Origin of the sequence: Dethiosulfovibrio peptidovorans DSM 11002 (genome assembly GCF_000172975.1) — a bacterium.
Taxonomy (GTDB): Bacteria; Synergistota; Synergistia; order Synergistales; family Dethiosulfovibrionaceae; genus Dethiosulfovibrio; species Dethiosulfovibrio peptidovorans.
Window position 1 is genome coordinate 947,621 of sequence record NZ_ABTR02000001.1, and the last position, 17,728, is coordinate 965,348.

The window sequence follows — 17,728 nt, forward strand, 5'->3', positions numbered from 1 at the left end:
AGTTACAGGAAATGGACTACTTCGCCATAGGTTCGATCTTATTGGAGGGATCTTTCTGCCAGTCGATTATGCCTCCCTTGTAGTTCTTCACCGACTGGTAGCCCATCTCGACCATCTTCTTGGCCATGGCACCGCTTCTCTTGCCGCTGTTGCAGTAGGTTATCACGGTGACATCCTTCGTAAGCCCCATGGAATCGAGCTGAGCCTGGGTCATCGAGTCGAATTCTTTGTCGAAAACGTCGATGGCTCCGGGAATATGGCCTCCCTTTATGCCTTTTTTGGGAGATTCACCGTTGAAAACCTCCGGAGATCTCACGTCCACCAGAACGAATCCCGGCTTGCCGACATGCTCCTTGACATAGGCCTGATCGACTATCCCCACCGAAGCAGCAAAGGCCACAGAGGCGCAGAGAACCGCGAAGGCGCACATAGCGACATACTTCAGATTTCTCACAAAAACACTCCCTAACGTTATGTTATTTATTACTTTAAGGATTGTATCCTTCGTCCACTATCCCGTCAAGGATCAGTCGGGGTCCGCCTCCAGTGGATGCCTTCTGATATAGCCGTCCGCATAGGGAACGAAGATCGATATTATGGCGAATATAGCCAACATATACTGGTACCAGCACGACGATATGAGGGACAGGGGGTTCGTTCCGCTCCCCATAAGCGAGGCGGCTATCAATATCTGGGCCCCATAGGGCAGAAGCCCCTGAAAGACGCAGGAGAATATGTCGAGCAGCGAGGCGGTGCGTCTCGGGTCCACGCCGTATTTCAGGCTGAGCTTTTTCGAAAGCTCCCCGTTGATGAGGATAGACACTGTATTGTTGGCAGTGGCTATGTTAGTCAGGGAGACCATACCCGCTATGCCGAGCTCCGCGGTCTTTCGATTCCCTATCACCTGGCTGACCTTGCCGAGTATCCAGTCTATTCCTCCCCCCCGTTCGACCATCCTGGCCAGACCGCCCATGAGCATCGACAACAGGAAGATGTCCATCATGCCGGTAAAGCCTCCGTAGATGGCCTGAGAGTATCCCAACATGGAGAAGGTGTGGTTCCACAGACCTATGGCCCCGGAGAAGAGGATCCCTCCGGTCAGGACGACGAAGACGTTCATGCCACCCAGGGCCGAGACCAGAACGAAGATGTAGGGAAGAACCTTGACGAAATCGTAGCTGTATTCCCCGGCTGGCACTACCGTCTCGGGAGATCCGTATATGACCAGCAGCACTATGGTGACAATCGCCGCCGGAATGGCTATGGCGGCGTTTACGTTGAACTTGTCCTTCATACGAACTCGCTGGGTCCTTGTAGCGGCGATGGTGGTGTCCGATATTATGGAGAGATTATCTCCGAACATACACCCGCCTATTACGGCTCCAACCGCAAGGATCACGTTGAGACCTCCGGCCTGGGCTATCCCGACCCCGATGGGGGTCATGGCCACCACTGTCCCGACGGAGGTCCCGGTTGCCGTAGCTATGAAGGCCGATATGACGAACAATCCCGCCGAGGCGTACTTGGGCGACAGAACCGCCATGCCCATATCCACAACCGCGTCGACCCCTCCGATCTCCCTGGATACAGTGGTGAAGGCTCCGGCCAAAAGGTAGATCAGGCACATTATGACTATGTTGGAATCCCCGCATCCCTTGACGAGCATGTCGAACTTCTCGTCCACGGTTCCCTTAACGATAAAAAAGGCCGCAACTATCCCGATTATCACCGCCACAGGCGACGGCAGCTGATAGAAGGCCTTGTCCACTCCCTTGGCGGTCAGTATGACTCCCGTGGCAAGATAGACGAACACGAACACCAACAGGGGCAGAAACGCCAGACCTCTGCCCGATTCCTTCTTTTCCGACATCATTCCACCGATCCTCCTAATCCTCTAACAGCTCGGGACGAATCGGCAACCGGCCATATTCGCGTCCTGCGTCCATTATCGCCTTGATATTCTCCATGGGAGTACCCTTGGGGATCTGACAACCGGTGCAGAGGATGAATCCCTTGGGGGAATCCCAGGCCTTCCTTATGCACTCCCTAGCGGACCGGAACACGTCGGCAACAGTCCCGTTGGCCACAATGTCGACTGGAGGGATGTTGCCGGTAATAACGACTCTGTCTCCCATCACGTTCTTGGCGTCCTCCAGGTCCTCCACGTTATCTATGGAGAAGTTACCTATACCGGCCTCGACGCAGTCCTCCCATAGAGCCCGGCTCTTCCCGCAGATATGCATGGTTGGCCTGCCTCCGGTGCAATCGGCCACGTGGGTCACGTTGCGCTTCATGTAGGGCAGGGAGAAACTCCTGAACTGCTTGGGGCTTATGACGCTGGTGGAGGACACGGGATCGCAGAACCCCACCCCCAATCCCAGCTGGGCCACCGCCTCTATGTAGCGATCGTTCGACTCGGTTATTACCTCCATCACCTGATGCACCTTCTCGGGGGCCCTGACCATCCACTTGAGCAGATTCTCCGTCCCCACTACTGAAGCGGCCACGCTGAAGGGCCCTGTCATGGAAGCCCCTATGTCGGCCACGTCCCCCAGGGTATCCTTTATGATCTCCAGGGCCTTGAGCAACAGAGGAAGCTTGCCGTCCCTACGGGGATCCGCCGGCTCGAGACGATCCACGTCGTCGAAATCCTTCACCACAGGCTCCAGCAGATAGCTGATGTTGTCCTCCGGATAGCCTATTCTGGACCCCATGGCCTCCGCCATTCCTCTCAAGGTTGTGGATATGCCTATGCTGTCGTGGTGCAGATAGTCGAACAGAGCTATCTCCAGCTCGGCCATCTTCTCCGCCGAATGATAATACTCTTTGGTGGTCACTCCTATGAACTCCGATTTTGTAACCCCCATGTCGGGAACCACCGGGATGCGGTCCATAGACTCTCCCTTGGAGAACGCCGTCATCCGCTCCTTCGGGGTCATTTCATCCTTGAACACGAAAATTCACTCTTTTTCCCATAAAACTATCCCCTTTAGATATTATCTTTATTACTTGAAGTAAGTTTACTGTGTACGATAAAAGCTGTCAAATGACAAATTCATACAAAAAGCGGAGGCAGATCCTCAGGGATCTGCCTCCGCTTTTTATGTCTAATTTTTTACGTTCTAACTCTCGAAAACTCCCTTTACCGCTACCTCTCCGTCTTCCATCATCACCCGGCCTCGAGAGACCACGTGACGAATGGAGAGATCCGGGGTCAACACCACGAGATCCGAGTCGTAACCCCGTTCCAGACGGCCCTTTCCTCTCAGCCCAAGGCCGTCTGCCACGTTGGAGGTGACCATGGCTACAACGGTCTCCAGAGGGGCCAGACCGGCGTCCACCGCCGACTTCATCCGTTCCATAAGGGATCTGGGAGAGCCCATCGCCATTCCGATCAGCCTCTTACGATCGTCGAATTTAGGTAGGCTTCCGTTTCCGTCGGAGCTGAGGGTTACCGAGGAGAGATCGGCGCCGGCCCTCAAAAAGGCCTCTATGGCGCCAAGAGCCCGATCGTCCGCGGTTATGTCCGCCCTGCCGCCGCAGAGAACAAGGTCCACCGCCTCCTTAAGGAGATCGTCCGTCCGACCCACGTGGGTGGGGACAAAGTGACCCGGCGGCACCTCCAGCCCTCGAAGGGCCTCCCTGACCGGGCCGAGCCCGGAGCTCTCCGAACCCATATGGACGCAGACCACCCCGAACTTGCCGGACAGCATCCCCGCCGTCCTGACGTCCGACACCAGTCGCCTGATCTCCTGGACCGAGGGGTGGGAGCAACGGTGATCCGACAGGGCCATCTTGACCCCGATCACCTTGTCTATAAGGACCATGTCCCTCATGATCGATCCGGTCATGGCGGGGGAGGGTATACGATATGAGCCGGTGTATATCCACGTGCTCAATCCCTCTGCCTCTAGCCCTCTGGCCTTAGCCAGAAGCTCCTCCAGAGAGCGGGACACCCCGTCGGTACCGAGCAGTCCGACCGCTCCTGTGACCCCGGCCTCCAAAAATGACGAAAGCTCGGCAGGAGGGGTTCTGAACTCCGGGCCTCCCTCTCCTCCAGCGCCGTTGAAGTGATTATGCTGATCTATGAACCCCGGAACCACCTTGCATCCCCCGGCATCCAGAACCTTGAGGTCTGGAAAGACGGACCTCAAGGTTAATTCATCCATAGATGGTTCAACCGATTCGATCCTTCCCCCTAGGGATAGAAAATCCACCGTCTTCGTCTTGGTTGAAACCGGGAAAAACGACGTGCCTCCCTTTATTAAAAGTGGACTCACCTTACAAAAACGGTTCAAGCCCATCGACCCCTTCCCTTCTCTTTATGGATACTAACTACGTACACTTTATTTGTATCCATAAAAGATAATAAACCTCAGAGATCGAGCTGTCAACTACGGAACAAAGATGTACAATACGGTAAACGTCGCATATAGGGAGGTATATTCATGGACAGTTTATACGTTGGGGCCGCCAGAGACCTGATCACGGCCTGCATAGATCTCCAGAAGTTGAACAAATACATCAGAGACCACGAAGGGATGCCTCCGGCTTTTTTCATGGCGATACCGGGAGAGTCGGCGCCTCTCATGACCAGCCTGGCTGTGGACGACAACGACAAGATATCACTGTCCCTCGGCAGGGGGTATCACGATCTGGACGAGGAGTTCAGCAGGGATCCACAGGGGGTATCGGCCTTTTTCTTCACCTGCACCATCGGGACGAAGGACTCCCTGTCCGATCAGGCCCTGGAGTGGTACGACTCGATAGAATACGAACCGGACGGGATCCTGTACCCCGAGCCGCTGGTCTACGACGATTTTTTCGACAGCGTAAGGTGTCCCGAGGCGGGAGAGATTATCTGCTTTCTATACGCGATAAAGGCTGTAATAGAGCTCTGTAAGAAGGGGACCATCATGACAGAGGACTTCAGGGAGAGAAGGCCCACCGTCTTCGTGTCGGGCCATCCCTCCTGTCCCCTCATAGGGATAGGAGAGGAGTTGTTCCATCGGGATACCTTCGCAGAGGTGGAGGCCCTTCCGTCCATGGACCGGTCGATCAGGGAGCTGCCGGTTATCGATACCGGCTGGACCGTGGGAGCCAAGAAACTGGGAAGAGAAGATAGAGGCGGGCAGACCTTCATGGTCGTCGAGCTGGAGGGAGAGACCACCTCTGGAAAAAAGATACCTGTGAACGGAGGCGGCCTCATATCCCTATGGAAGACCCTGGAGACCCTCTTCTCGACGGGAGCCATGGGGAAGCCGGGCATACCGGCCAGGCTAAGGATATGCCACCCCGGCCTGGCCCCCATGGCGAAGACCTTCATAGGAGACATGGTGGAGGTGACCCAGGCGGACCCCACCGATTCCATGGCGGTTCTTTTGAATCTCGAGTGAGGAAAAAGACGAAGGGAGCCCGTTTCCGGGCTCCCTTCGCGGTTCATCCGATATGGATCACCTGCCCGCCATGATGGCGGCCACGTCCTCCTCCACCGTTCCGATTCCCCTTATGCCGAAGTTGTCCACCAGCACCTTGGCGACGTTGGGCGAGAGGAAGGCGGGAAGAGTCGGGCCGAGGCGGATATCCTTGACCCCTAAAAAGAGCAGGGCCAGAAGTACGGCCACGGCCTTCTGTTCGTACCAGGCGATATCGTAGGAGATGGGCAGCTCGTTGATATCCTCCAGGCCGAAAGCCTCCTTCAGCTTGAGAGCGATAACGGCCAACGAGTAGGAATCGTTGCACTGACCGGCGTCTAGCACCCTGGGAATGCCGCCTATATCTCCCAGGTTCAGCTTATTATAGCGATACTTGGCGCATCCCGCCGTCAGTATAACGGCGTCTTTGGGAAGGGCCTCGGCGACCTCCTTGTAGTAGTCTCTCGTCTTGTGACGACCGTCGCATCCGGCCATTACGACGAAGCGCTTGATAGCGCCGCTCTTCACGGCTTCCACGATCTTGTCCGCCAGAGCCATCACCTGATCGTGGGCGAACCCTCCGACGATCTTTCCCGTCTCCAGCTCTGTCGGGGCCGGACAGGATTTGGCCTTCTCTATCACGGCGGAGAAGTCCTTGGGCTTTCCGTCCTCCCTGTCGGGGATGTGGACCACCCCGGGATAACCGGTCATGCCGGTGGTGAATAGCCTGTCCTTGTAGGTGTTCTTCGACTTCAGAGGCACAAGGCAGTTGGTGGTCATCAGTATGGCTCCGTTGAAAGCCTCGAACTCGTCGTTCTGAAGCCACCAGGAGTTGCCGTAGTTCCCCACGAAATGGTCGTACTTCTTGAAGGCCGGGTAGTAGTGGGCCGGAAGCATCTCCCCGTGGGTGTAGACATCCACGCCGGTTCCCTCGGTCTGCTTGAGCAGGTCCTCCATGTCTCTCAGGTCGTGGCCGCTGATAAGTATGGCCGTATTGTTCCGAACCCCCAGCTCTACCTCGGTGATCTCCGGCTTGCCGTAGGTCTCGGTGTTGGCCTTGTCCAGAAGGGCCATGGTCTGTACAGCGAAATCGCCGGCCTTCATGACCATGGCGACCATCTCGTCCACAGACAGGTCCTTCGTGGTGGAGTCCAGGGCCTCCATGAAGAAGCCGTAGATCTTCGGATCCTCGTAGCCCAGCACGGCGGCGTGGTCTCCGTAGGCGGCTATCCCCTTAAGGCCTATGACCAGAAGCTCCCTGAGGGAACGAACGTCCTCGTTCTCCGTCGCCAGCACCCCCACAGAGAGGGCCTTGTCGGCGTACTCGGATATGGAGCCGTCCCAGATGGCGCAGTCCGGAACGGAACCGTCGAAGCTTCGCCCTTCCTTCTCTTTATAGGCGGCCTCGAAACGAGCTCTTAGATCGTCCCTTCTCTTGATACCCTCGCCTATGAGCTCGACGAAGCGGTCGTCGTCCCAGTTGGCGTTGGTTATGGTGGCGAAGAGTCCCTGGGCTATGAAGAGCCCGTCGGATTTATCCAAAACCCCCAGATTTTCGGCTTTCTTCCCCCAGACGGCTATCCCCTTTAAGACGTATATCAGAAGATCCTGTAGGTTGGCGGTGGATTCGGGCTTTCCGCAGACCCCCCTGACGGTGCAACCCGAGTTCTTGGCGGTCTCCTGACACTGGAAACAGAACATGGACATTCTTTCATCTCCCCCTCTGTGTAAGGTTATAATAAGCACGGGGAAACTTATCCCCGCACATCACGCTTATCATAATGGACTATGAAAAAACATATATCCTTGACCGACGTCAAGAAAACGAGGGGGGATTCGCCAGGTGACCATGGAAAAGGCGATGGAGAGGATTCCCGGATTCAACGGACTTTCCCGGGATGAGACCGAAAAGATACTCTCGATCTCCATACTCAAGAAGGCGAGAAAAAAGGAGATAATCTTCTCCGACGGGGAGGTCGGAGAGGGGTTCTTCGCCGTGCTCAGAGGCAGGGTGAGGGTCTACAAGATGTCCGAGGAGGGGCGAGAGGTGATACTCCACGTCTGCGGCCCGGGGGACCACTTCGGCCAGGTGTCCATGTTCGCCGGAAAAAACTATCCCGCCTGGGCCCAGGCCATGTCCGACTCGAAGCTGCTGCTCTTTCCTAGGAGGGCCTTTCTGGATCTGTTGTCCAGAGAGCCTCAGATAGCCATGTCTATGATGTCCGGCCTTTCCTCCAAGATGAGAGAGCTTACGCTACAGGTGGAGAGTCTGGCCCTCAAGGAGGTCCCGGGGCGACTGGCGTCGTATCTCATCATGCTGGCTGAGGAGAAAAAATCTCCCGGAAGCCTGCATCTGGACATTCCGAAATGGCAACTGGCCTCCGTTCTGGGGACTACCCCGGAGACCCTATCTCGGATATTCTCCGACATGACCGATCGAGGGCTGATAGATCTGGACAGGAGGGACGTCACGCTTCTGGACCACACCGCCCTGAAGGAACTGGCGGAACACGGCAGATTCTACGACGTCAGGACCCCAAAAAAATAGGAGACGGCCCGAAAGGACCGCCTCCTGACCTGTGAGAGAGAAAATCCCAGTTAAACCGGAATCTTAACGTGGCTATTTCTCCTCTATGGAATCGATCATACCCTCCATCTGAGGGTGATCCCCTATCATCACCAACATGATGTACTCGGAGTCGTCGCCACAGAGCACGGCGTTGCACTCGACACCACTGGGATTCTGGAAGCCGAACATGTACACGTCACCATCCTCTTCCGGTTCGGTGGCGTTGAGTTGCTGGGCATAGGCATATGCGAGGTCTTTTATCGCCGTCCCGTCGTTGTCCTCTACAGTCACGGTAAGAGCGGCGGACTTATCGTTCGCCATAATCGTGACGGTGCTTCCGTCCTGAGATACCCTCCATCCGTCGGGAACTTCAATGGAAAAACGGGGATATTCGACAGTAGCGGCAAAGGCACTCAGTGAAAGGGCAAGAACGAGCACCAGCAAAAGCAGAAAACATCTCTTCTTCATAGTAAAGAAAACCTCCTCGATTACGGCGACGGCGCCGTTTTTTCACACGATAAAATTCTACATTCCGGACGGCATGGTCGTCCATAACCCGAGGTCGAGGTTTTAAAGAGAGACGAAATTTTTTTTCGAAAAACGCAACTCCATCGACGACACCCCCGAAAGGAGAGCTCCACCTGTGACGAGAGACCGTCTATTCTCACCCCCTAAATACGGAACTCAAACCATATACAGAAAACGAATGGGAGCTTTTCTCGACAAAAATATTATACAAAATAAAAGATGGGTCTACATTGAGGCCCCATCGGGATTCGGAAAGACCGTATCCATCTCCCGATGGATCAGCCCCCTCAGGAACAAGCTGGCATGGATAAACCTCTCCATCGACGACGACGTTCCGGAACGTTTCGTTCACAAGCTGGTGAAGGCCATGGCCTTCGCTCAGAAGTCCAACAGAAAACTCGCCAAGGCCGCCGAATCGACAGGTCCACCTCGGGAGGTGCTGTACCGATCCGTCTCGTCCCTTTTAGACAACGACAAGAACTACGTCGTGGTCGTAGACGACTTTCAACACATATCCGACAACGAAACCCTGGAGATATTATCAGAGCTGGCGATAAATCCATCCTTTCGATTTACTTTATGCATACTCAGCAGAAAAGGCCCCCCGAAGGAGCTGTCCCCCTCGATACTGAACGGCAATATGGCACTGATGACGGAGGAATACCTCGTCATGGACGAAGAGGAGATATCCTCCATGATGACCAAGCACCATATGAGCCGGAGAAAATCGGAAGAGGTCATATCCGAGACGAAGGGGTGGCCGGTAGCGGTAAACTCCTATCTGATGGGAGACGAAGGCGACTGGAGCCTTCTGGACGACTATCTCGACTCCCGGGTGTGGGACAGATGGCCCGAGGAGGTCAGGGAATTCATGGTAAGGGCAGCACCCTGTCCCAGGCTGGACGAGGATATATGCCGCAGCCTGAACGGATCGAGAAACTACGAGCCCCTTCTGAAACACATCCGCAGCAGCGACGCCTTCCTGGAAAACTCGGAGGACGGCGGATACAGCATATTCCCCCCCTTCAGGGAGTACCTGCTCAGAAGGATGAACTCCCAGCTGAGTAAAGACAGGATCGACGAGATACATCGGTATCTTGGCAGAATATTCTTCGACGAAGGGGACTACCTGGTAGCGGCGGATCTATACGTGAGGTGCCTCTGCCTCTCCGGACTGTCCGACTGCTGCACGGCCATGACGAAATACAGAAAGGAGATCTCGGTCCACAGCAGATTCCGTTTCTTCAAGGAGAGAGTGTTAGGACGGATCAAGTTCACCGAAGACGAGGGACTGCCTCTTCTGGCCCAATCGGCCTTCATGTACTACCTGGACGGCAACGCCGAAAGGTTCACCGAGATCATGGACATGCTGTACAAGAGGGCGGAGAGATGCGGAGACGGCCCCTTCGCGTCCTTTCTGACATTGCTGAAGGTCCTGGACTTCAGGATACCTCTGAATCTCTACCTTGAGAGGGTGATAGACGGCAAGGAGACTCCCACGTCGTCCATATGCTTCGGAAAATCCCCGTCTCCCGGAACTTTCACCGCCAATATGCCCTTGATGCACAGATCCCTCAGGGAGAGGTCCGACCTGGCTCTGTCGATGGAGGAGCTTCACAAAACAATGGCTAGATACAGGGAACCTCTGAAGAAATTTCTGGGACAAGATCACATCATACTTCGGGAATGTCAATTCGCCGGGGTACTGTATGAACAAAACCACCTAGAGGAAGCCTACCATCATGCGGTGGAGGCTCAAACCGTTGTAATGAAGGTAAACTGCCGTCGTGACGTCCGTTTCTGCTCCGACATGATACTGATCCACATTCTAAAGGCCATGGGACGAAGAGACGAGGCGTCAATGATAGCTTGCGAGATGGAGAGACAGATCAACCGCGACAGAGCCAACGACCTGATCCCCAACCTCAAAGCCTGGAGATTCCGGGAAAGGATGGTCTCAGGAGACGGAACGGCTGCGGAGGAGTGGCTGATATCCTACGGAGAAAACCCTATTTTACAGCCGGACCTATACGACATCTACCGACACTTCACCACCGAGAGGGCTCTTATTGCATCGGGAAAACCTGCTTTAGCCGTCCTGTTCGGGGAAAAACTTCTCCGTCTAAGCCAAGACTTCAATAGACCTATGGACGAGCTTGAATCCTACATCCTCCTCTCCACGGCCTACTGGAGCACCGACGACAGAACACGGTCCTACGAATACATCGAAAAAGCTCTGGCCCTGGCCGAACCTTACGGCTACGTGAGGATGTTTCTCGACGAGGCCCTGTCGATAAAGCCGATGATGGTCTCGTTTCTCAGGAGGACGAAATCCGACGGCAGGCGGATATCCGGCTTCGCCTCCGAGGTGGCCCTGGCCGTCACCGGAACTAGTTACGAAGACGTTGTCCCGAGCCTCGAAGAGACCTCTTTGAGCGAGAGGCAGATGAGGATTCTGGCCCTGCTCAAGGGTAACGGCAGCTACAGGGATATAGCGGAGGATCTAGGCATAGCCCACTCCACCGCCAAATACCACGTGACCAGACTCTACCGTTTTCTGGGAGTCTCGAACGGGGCGGAAGCCCTGAGAAAAGCCCGCTCCATGGGGATAATATGAAGGGAGGAACAGCGAGGATGTTGAAAGTATCGGCGAAAGACGCGATATACATTTTCGAGCCGGAGATGAGCCCGGCGGCATCGGTCAAACCGGGGGAGGTCTTCAAGGTGGAGACCAGCGACTGTTTCTGCGGCCAGATAAAGTCGGAGGGAACCCTCTGCTCCGAGATAGACTTCGACCGCATAAACCCGGCGACCGGCCCGATAACCATAGAGGAAGCCGAGCCTGGAGACACACTGGCGGTGGAGATAATAAGAATGGATCTGGCGGACCACGGCGTGGCCGTTACCGTTCCGGGAGAGGGACTGCTGGGAGATTCGGTGGAGCGTCCGTCCACAAAGATCATCCCCATAAGAGACGGTAAGTGCCTCTTCGCCGGCCTGTCTCTTCCGGTGAAACCGATGATAGGTGTTATAGGGGTGGCCCCGGAGGAGGGGGCCTTCCCAACCGGAACTCCCTGGAGTCACGGAGGAAACATGGACACGAAGGACATCGGTCCGGGAGCGACCCTCTACCTTCCGGTCCGCCGTCCCGGAGCCCTTCTGGCCATGGGAGACTGCCACGCCGTCATGGGAGACGGCGAGGTGTGCTGCTCCGGATGCGAGGTAGCCGCCACCATAACCCTGAGGACCTCTCTCATAAAGGGAAGCTCACGAAAATGGCCGATTCTTGAGACCTCCGAGGGATTATCCGTCATAGTATCCGGAGAGAACCTGGATTCGGCCCTGTCGGAGGCCACCTCCGAGGCGGTGGACATGCTTAAAGCGGGGCTGGGACTCTCCTGGGAGGACGCCTACGTTCTATCCAGCCTGGCCATGGACCTGAGGATATCCCAGCTGGTGGACCCGAAAAAGACGGTCCGAGGGGTCATACCCAAAGGGATATTAACGACATCCAAGTTGTTCAAACGATGAGTCTCGGTCACTCCTTGCTTCCGGGGCCGAGGAACCTGTCCAGCAACAGGGCGGTGTAGAGATTGAGGCAGGTACGAAAATTCCTCAGATCGTGGCCCGAATAGACCTTTATCTTGTCCAACCTGTATATGACGGTATTCCTGTGCAGGTGAAGCTCCTTCGCTGTGTTGACCAGTGAGAAGCCGCTCTCGCACCACGATCGAATCGTATCCTTGAGCTCGTTCCAGTCCGGCTCCTCCCGGAGGGTCCTCAGGCTGGACAGCACGAACCGGTTTCTCACCGATGGGGCGACGGTGGATATCATCTCCTCCAGCCGATAGTCGTCTATACAGTAGACCCCGGGCCCTTGCATGAACTTCTTCCCCAGGGTCAAGGCCCTCCAGGACTCCTTATAGGAAGCGGCCAAATCGGCAATCCCCAGGGCGGGAGACCCTATTCCCACGGCGGCGTTTAGCCCCTCGTCGGTTATCCTGCCCAGAAGGTCCTCGGTCTTCTCCCTGGTTACCGTGACGGCATTTGACGGTGCCGGATAGGACTCGGCAGGCCGAACCCCGTGGAGCACCACGAAACGGTTGTTGCTCTCCATGGTGGATATATCCTTTGGACCGTTGAAGATCCTCCTTATCTCCAGGAGGATCTTTCTCTTTACGCCCTGTATCACTGTCTCGGGCTTCTCCCCCTCCCGGTTGACGTAATCCCTCCTCACTGACAGGGCGAACCGTCCGAACTGATACAGATCCACCGCCACGGGAACGTATATCCATGTCCTGTCGTATCTGAACTCCGAGGCCCTGGCGAGGAGGATGGTCTCGTTGCTGACCCCCGGGACGAAGGTGGACAGGTCCTGGATGAAATCCTGAAGTATATGCTCCCTGTTGGCCGCGTGCTCGAAGAACTCCCTCTCCTTAAGAAGTATCTCTATCTGTTTTTTCACTATCAACGCGAAGGGACGGACCTTATCGGCGTCTCCGGTTATGGCCATAGACCCCACCACGGAACCGGACATTGAGCTTATGGGATAGGTAACCCCCGGCAGGGTTCCCTTGAGCCCCCTGGCCTCGTCCTCTGAGGTGGAGCTGCCCCTCCTCTCGGCTATGACCGCCAGAGAGGCCTCGTGAAGTTCTCCGACCCTGTTCTCGTCGCTTGCTCCCACTATCACCCCGTCGGTATCGGTGATTATGACGTTGTAGCCTATGACGTCCGATGTGGACCTGGCTATCTCCATGGCGTGCCGCCTCAAAGTTGAGTCAGACCAATTAGGACGAGACTTTATGACCATTTTTTATGAAAACCCCCTCTTTGTATGAATAGCACAAATCACCACCTCTATTGAGCCACAAATCATGTTTTTTTTCAACGATGATTGTACAGACAATTGGGATTAGACTTTAGCTGTGAGACGAGGGATCTTTCTAAGATCGATATAAATACATTGAGGAGGTTTGTCATGAGGCTTGAACTGCACAGGGCCGAGGTCCGGGACCTGCGATGGGGCACCCCCACCAGGTTGGAGAATCACGTCCTCTACGTGGACAAAGAGGAAGCCGTCGCTGCCATAAGCGACGACGATCGCATAGAGAGCTGGGAGATCGACCTGGCCAGACCGGGCGAGTCGGTTCGGATAATCCCGGTTAAGGACGTAATAGAGCCCCGGGTCAAACTGGAGGGAGGAAGCGGATTCTTCCCGGGAGTACTGGGCCCCAACGAGACGGCCGGGGACGGCAAGACCCTGGTCCTCAGCGGAGCGGCAGTGGTGTCCGCCGGGCCGATAATGGCCTTCCAGGAGGGCTTTATCGACATGACCGGGCCCGGAGCGGAGCACACACCGTTCTCCAAGACCTTCAACGTGGTCGTAAACGCCCATCCCGTAGAGGACCTCGAGAAGCACCAGTACGAGGAGGCATTGAGGCTCGCAGGACTTAAGGTAGGCCTTTATCTGGCTGAGTGCTGCAAGGACGCCGATATCGACAAGGTGGAGGTCTTCGAGAGAGGAACCGTGGCGGAGGAGGCACTCAAGTATCCCGACCTTCCCAAGGTGGCCCATCTCTGTATGTGCATCACCCAGGGGCTCCTTCACGACACCTATCTTTACGGAGTGGACATGAAGAACATACTTCCCACGCTGGTCCATCCGAACGAGATAATCGACGGAGCCATGGTATCGGGGAACTGCGTGTCCGCCTGCGACAAGAACACCAGCTGGCATCACGTCAACGACCCGGTCATAAAGGAACTCTACGCCCTTCACGGCAAGGAGATCAACTTCCTCGGAATGATTCCCACGCTGGAATCCACCGTGCTGGCCGGCAAGGAGAAGACATCTTCCTTCAACGCCAAACTGGCCCACGAGCTCGGGGCCGACGGGGTCATAATCACAGAGGAAGGCTACGGCAACCCCGACACGGACATCTGTATGAACGTCAAGAAATGCGAGGCCCTGGGAATCAAGACTGTGGTCATAGCGGACGAGGCCTCCGGGACCGACGGATCCGGACAGGGGCTGGCCGACGCCACTCCGGAGCTCACCGCCTTCGTTTCCGCCGGAAACGTCAACGAGATGGTGGAGGTTCCCGCCATGGACAAGGTGATAGGCTACCCCGAGTCGATAGCCCACATGTCCGGAGGAGCCGACGACAGCCTCAGGGAGGACGGTTCTATGTACGTCGAGCTTCAGTCGATAATAGGGTCAACCTGCGAGATCGGTACGAACCGTACCGGCTCGGAGTGGGTTTAGGCTGGGAGGATAGAGCTATGACCTTCAGGATAGTCCACTATATAAACCAGTTTTACGCGGGAATCGGAGGAGAGGAAAAGGCCCACGTCGTGCCGGAGTCCAGGCCGGGAGTCATCGGTCCGGGACTGGCTCTTAACGGCGCCCTCGGATCGGAAGCCGAGGTGGTAGGCACGGTTATATGCGGCGACAGCTACTACGGAGAGCACATGGACGAGGCCAGGGAAACTGTGCTGAAGATGATAGAGGCCTTCGAACCCGACGGTGTGGTGGCAGGGCCGGGATTCTTCGCCGGAAGATACGGGGTGGCCTGCGGCGACGTGTGCGCCTCCGTGGAGGAAAAGCTTAAGATACCCACGGTGACGGCTCTCTACCACGAGAACCCCGGAGCGGAGATGTACGCTTCGAAGACCTATATCGTCCGGGCCTCCGACAGCGCCAGAGGAATGAAGGACGCTGTAAAGACCATGAGCTCTCTGCTTCTCAAGAGGTTGAAGGGCGATGCCATGGGATCCGCCATGGAAGAGGGATATCTGTCCAGAGGGGTCAGAAAGGTGTTCTTCCACGAGAAGACCGGCGCGAAAAGAGCGGTGGAGATGCTGCTCAAGAAGATGGACGGCCAGCCCTTCCAGACCGAGTACGAGATGCCGGTGTTCAAAAAGATTCCGCCGTCGGCTCCCATAGAGGACCTCTCCAAGGCGACCATCGCCATAATAACCTCCGGAGGCATAGTGCCCAAGGGCAACCCGGACAAGATCAGGGTGTCCTCCGCCGAGAGCTACGGCATATACGACATAAGTTCACTGAACGATCTGACTCCGGACAACTACGAGTCCATCCACGGCGGCTACGATACCACCTGGGCCAACGAGAACCCCGACGTGGTGCTTCCTCTGGACGTCATGAGGGAGTTTGAGAAAGAGGGAGTTATAGGCAAGCTTCACGAATACGCCTACTGCACCACCGGAACAGGCACCGCCGTGGGACACGCCGAACGATTCGGTCAGGAGATAGGCGCAAAGCTGAGGGAAAGCGGCGTGGACGGAGTTATACTCACGTCCACCTGAGGATCCTGCACTCGATGCGGCGCATCGATGTCCAGGGAAATAGAGAAAGCGGCGGGTATACCGGTGGTCCAGATGGCTACGATCGTTCCGATAATGCTGACCGTCGGAGCTAACAGAATTGTTCCCGGGGTGGCCATTCCCCATCCCATAGGAGATCCCGAGCAGGGCCCCGAGGGAGACATAAAGGTAAGGAGAAAGCTCATTAACAAAGCGCTCGAGGCTCTGACCACCGAAGTTTCCGAACAGACGGTTTTCAAAGCCTGAGGAGGTGACGGACTTGATCGTCGTCACCAACAACGAGAAAACCAGAGATTCCCTCCCTATGGCGCAATGGGTTGACGGAACCGCCCTCGACGTCCTCGACGAGGTGGAGTCGATGCTCCGAACGGGGTACGGTCTGGTGAGCGCCCCTCTTTCGGCCAACAACAGGCTGAACCGCTCTCCCTACCGTTCTATCATCCTTGGAAAACAGGGAACCTGGTCCGGAGACGACCTGGAACTGGTCGACAAGGCCAGAGCCTTCCTCAAGAGCCAGAGGATCGTTCAAGACAGCTCAGCCGACGTAGATTATCGTTGGATCGACGCCGATCTGGCAAAGACGGCCTGGGACGAAGGTATGAAGCTGGGCCTCCAACGAAGAGATCCGAAGGGGGCTCCCCATGAATAACGACGACTACAGCGTAAAGACGGTGATAACCTTCGGAGGAGCCTTCATAGCGTTTCTCATAGGATCGGGGTTCGCCACCGGACAGGAGGTGCTCCAGTACTTCACGTCCTACGGTTACAGGGGAATAGCCGGGGCGGTCCTGACGTTGATACTGCTGCTGTTCGTAGGGGTGAGCTTCATCACCGTGGGACAGGAGGAGAAGTTCGAGAAGAGCAGCGATATCTTCAGGTATTACTGCGGAAATACCCTAGGAGGATTCTTCGACTATTTCGCCACGGTCTTCATATACCTCTCCTTCGTGGTCATGATAGCCGGAGCGGGAGCCACGGTCGAGCAGCATTTCGGCCTTCCCGTTTACGTAGGAGGCGTCCTCATGGCCCTTATGGCCGGGTTCACCGTCTCCTTCGGGCTTGGCAGGATAGTGGACGTGATAGGCAGAATCGGCCCCACCATAGTGGTAATATCCATAGGGCTCGGACTGGCTTCCATATTCGGCAACTTCGACGGTATAGCCCAAGGTCAGGAGGCGCTCCCGACCATGAATATCATGAAGGCGTCCTCCAACTGGATATTCGCAGCCGGATCCTACGTTGGCTTCTGCATGCTCTGGCTGGCGTCCTTCCTGGCGGCCATGGGAGCCACGGCCAAGAGCAAAAAAGAGGCGGCCTACGGGGCCGGTCTGGGGGCCATAGGGTTCTCCCTTGCCGTCATAGTGGTGGCCCTGGGGCTGCTGGCCTACGTGAAGGACGTCGCCGCGAGCCAGATACCTATGCTGATACTGGCGGAGAAGGTCCACCCCATGCTGGCGAACGGCTTCTCTCTGATAATAGTGGCGGGAATATACACCACGGCCGTTCCGCTTCTGTGGTCCGTCTCCTCCAGGATAGCCGAGGACAAGAGCCCCCGGTTCAGGACGGCGACGATTATACTGGCCGTAGCGGGGCTGGTGGTCGGGATATACCTTCCCTTCGCCAGGCTGGTCAACATAGTCTACGTTATAAACGGCTATGTAGGCATACTCCTTCTGGGGATAATGGTATTGAAGAGCTTCAGACAACGTGTCGCTAAAGCATAAAACGTGTCGCTAAAGCGTAAAGTAAAGAGAGCGCGGATAGATGAGTAGGGGAGCCTTCTGGCTCCCCTACTTCCTTTTAGACCATCTTCTCCGGACAGACTCCCCATGGTGGATATAACCGGCTTGCCCATGGAGAAGATCAAAGA

Annotated in this window: 15 protein-coding genes; 8 read left to right on the plus strand and 7 right to left on the minus strand. The window is 56.0% G+C overall.

Translation table 11 applies throughout. The features are described 5' to 3' along the window. Positions 1-16: 16 nt before the first annotated feature. From DPEP_RS04610 to iadA, 4 genes are all read right to left on the minus strand, one after another. Entirely contained in the window at positions 17-454 is a 438-nt protein-coding gene (locus DPEP_RS04610; protein WP_005660022.1) for a sulfurtransferase, read from the minus strand. A gap of 72 nt (positions 455-526) precedes the next feature. Continuing rightward, complete coding sequence (locus DPEP_RS04615; protein ID WP_005660024.1) at positions 527-1,873, minus strand: Na+/H+ antiporter NhaC family protein; 1,347 nt, start codon at positions 1,871-1,873, stop codon at positions 527-529. A 13-nt stretch (positions 1,874-1,886) separates the two neighbouring features. Next, positions 1,887-2,954, minus strand: a complete 1,068-nt coding sequence (locus tag DPEP_RS04620) for a methylcobamide--CoM methyltransferase (protein WP_040382406.1) — start codon at positions 2,952-2,954, stop codon at positions 1,887-1,889. 168 nt (positions 2,955-3,122) lie between these two features. Continuing rightward, positions 3,123-4,280: a beta-aspartyl-peptidase gene (gene iadA / locus DPEP_RS04625; protein WP_198003035.1), complete on the minus strand. Its 1,158-nt coding sequence runs from the start codon at positions 4,278-4,280 to the stop codon at positions 3,123-3,125. 168 nt (positions 4,281-4,448) lie between these two features. On the opposite strand from iadA, the gene DPEP_RS04630 reads away from it, so the two are divergent. Continuing rightward, the gene (locus DPEP_RS04630) at positions 4,449-5,396 is read left to right on the plus strand and encodes a hypothetical protein (protein ID WP_005660030.1); all 948 of its coding nucleotides are present in this window, start codon (positions 4,449-4,451) and stop codon (positions 5,394-5,396) included. Positions 5,397-5,453: 57 nt separating this feature from the next. Here the strand turns inward: DPEP_RS04630 and hcp are convergent, their stop codons facing one another. Beyond that, positions 5,454-7,121 carry a hydroxylamine reductase gene (gene hcp, locus DPEP_RS04635; protein ID WP_005660031.1) on the minus strand — a complete coding sequence of 556 codons (1,668 nt, stop codon included), beginning with the start codon at positions 7,119-7,121 and terminating at the stop codon, positions 5,454-5,456. A gap of 142 nt (positions 7,122-7,263) precedes the next feature. Here hcp and DPEP_RS04640 point away from each other — a divergent pair, with 142 nt between their 5' ends. Then, the gene (locus tag DPEP_RS04640) at positions 7,264-7,962 is read left to right on the plus strand and encodes a Crp/Fnr family transcriptional regulator (RefSeq protein ID WP_040383042.1); all 699 of its coding nucleotides are present in this window, start codon (positions 7,264-7,266) and stop codon (positions 7,960-7,962) included. Between the two features lie 72 nt (positions 7,963-8,034). Here the strand turns inward: DPEP_RS04640 and DPEP_RS04645 are convergent, their stop codons facing one another. After that, the gene (locus DPEP_RS04645; protein WP_005660033.1) at positions 8,035-8,451 is read right to left on the minus strand and encodes a hypothetical protein; all 417 of its coding nucleotides are present in this window, start codon (positions 8,449-8,451) and stop codon (positions 8,035-8,037) included. A 175-nt stretch (positions 8,452-8,626) separates the two neighbouring features. Between DPEP_RS04645 and DPEP_RS04650 the strand changes: the two genes are divergently transcribed. Both DPEP_RS04650 and DPEP_RS04655 read left to right on the plus strand, forming a co-directional pair. Next, positions 8,627-11,128, plus strand: a complete 2,502-nt coding sequence (locus tag DPEP_RS04650) for a winged helix-turn-helix domain-containing protein (protein WP_005660034.1) — start codon at positions 8,627-8,629, stop codon at positions 11,126-11,128. A 17-nt stretch (positions 11,129-11,145) separates the two neighbouring features. Beyond that, positions 11,146-12,042, plus strand: coding sequence for an acetamidase/formamidase family protein (locus DPEP_RS04655; protein WP_005660035.1), 897 nt, complete (start codon positions 11,146-11,148; stop codon positions 12,040-12,042). 7 nt (positions 12,043-12,049) lie between these two features. On the opposite strand, the gene DPEP_RS04660 is transcribed toward DPEP_RS04655, so the two are convergent. Next, positions 12,050-13,267: a CdaR family transcriptional regulator gene (locus DPEP_RS04660; RefSeq protein ID WP_005660036.1), complete on the minus strand. Its 1,218-nt coding sequence runs from the start codon at positions 13,265-13,267 to the stop codon at positions 12,050-12,052. 222 nt (positions 13,268-13,489) lie between these two features. On the opposite strand from DPEP_RS04660, the gene DPEP_RS04665 reads away from it, so the two are divergent. From DPEP_RS04665 to DPEP_RS04685, 4 genes are read left to right on the plus strand one after another with little or no spacing between them, the layout of a single operon-like run. Then, positions 13,490-14,776: a glycine/sarcosine/betaine reductase component B subunit gene (locus tag DPEP_RS04665; RefSeq protein WP_005660037.1), complete on the plus strand. Its 1,287-nt coding sequence runs from the start codon at positions 13,490-13,492 to the stop codon at positions 14,774-14,776. Between the two features lie 17 nt (positions 14,777-14,793). Next, positions 14,794-16,104: a glycine/betaine/sarcosine/D-proline family reductase selenoprotein B gene (locus DPEP_RS04670; RefSeq protein WP_083797526.1), complete on the plus strand. Its 1,311-nt coding sequence runs from the start codon at positions 14,794-14,796 to the stop codon at positions 16,102-16,104. Positions 16,105-16,117: 13 nt separating this feature from the next. Continuing rightward, positions 16,118-16,507, plus strand: a complete 390-nt coding sequence (locus DPEP_RS04680; protein ID WP_005660040.1) for a GrdX family protein — start codon at positions 16,118-16,120, stop codon at positions 16,505-16,507. Next, the gene (locus tag DPEP_RS04685; RefSeq protein WP_005660041.1) at positions 16,500-17,582 is read left to right on the plus strand and encodes a YkvI family membrane protein; all 1,083 of its coding nucleotides are present in this window, start codon (positions 16,500-16,502) and stop codon (positions 17,580-17,582) included. Before DPEP_RS04680 ends, DPEP_RS04685 begins: the two co-directional genes overlap by 8 nt. The last annotated feature ends 146 nt before the right edge of the window (positions 17,583-17,728 follow it).

Excerpts from the sequence above, each read along its gene's own strand:
- DPEP_RS04660 (WP_005660036.1), bottom strand. The coding sequence starts at position 13,267 with ATGGAGATAGCCAGGTCCACATCGGACGTCATAGGCTACAACGTCATA.
- DPEP_RS04615 (WP_005660024.1), bottom strand. The coding sequence starts at position 1,873 with ATGATGTCGGAAAAGAAGGAATCGGGCAGAGGTCTGGCGTTTCTGCCC.
- hcp (WP_005660031.1), bottom strand. The coding sequence starts at position 7,121 with ATGTCCATGTTCTGTTTCCAGTGTCAGGAGACCGCCAAGAACTCGGGT.
- DPEP_RS04665 (WP_005660037.1), top strand. The coding sequence starts at position 13,490 with ATGAGGCTTGAACTGCACAGGGCCGAGGTCCGGGACCTGCGATGGGGC.
- DPEP_RS04685 (WP_005660041.1), top strand. The coding sequence starts at position 16,500 with ATGAATAACGACGACTACAGCGTAAAGACGGTGATAACCTTCGGAGGA.
- DPEP_RS04640 (WP_040383042.1), top strand. The coding sequence starts at position 7,264 with ATGGAAAAGGCGATGGAGAGGATTCCCGGATTCAACGGACTTTCCCGG.
- DPEP_RS04630 (WP_005660030.1), top strand. The coding sequence starts at position 4,449 with ATGGACAGTTTATACGTTGGGGCCGCCAGAGACCTGATCACGGCCTGC.
- DPEP_RS04655 (WP_005660035.1), top strand. The coding sequence starts at position 11,146 with ATGTTGAAAGTATCGGCGAAAGACGCGATATACATTTTCGAGCCGGAG.
- DPEP_RS04645 (WP_005660033.1), bottom strand. The coding sequence starts at position 8,451 with ATGAAGAAGAGATGTTTTCTGCTTTTGCTGGTGCTCGTTCTTGCCCTT.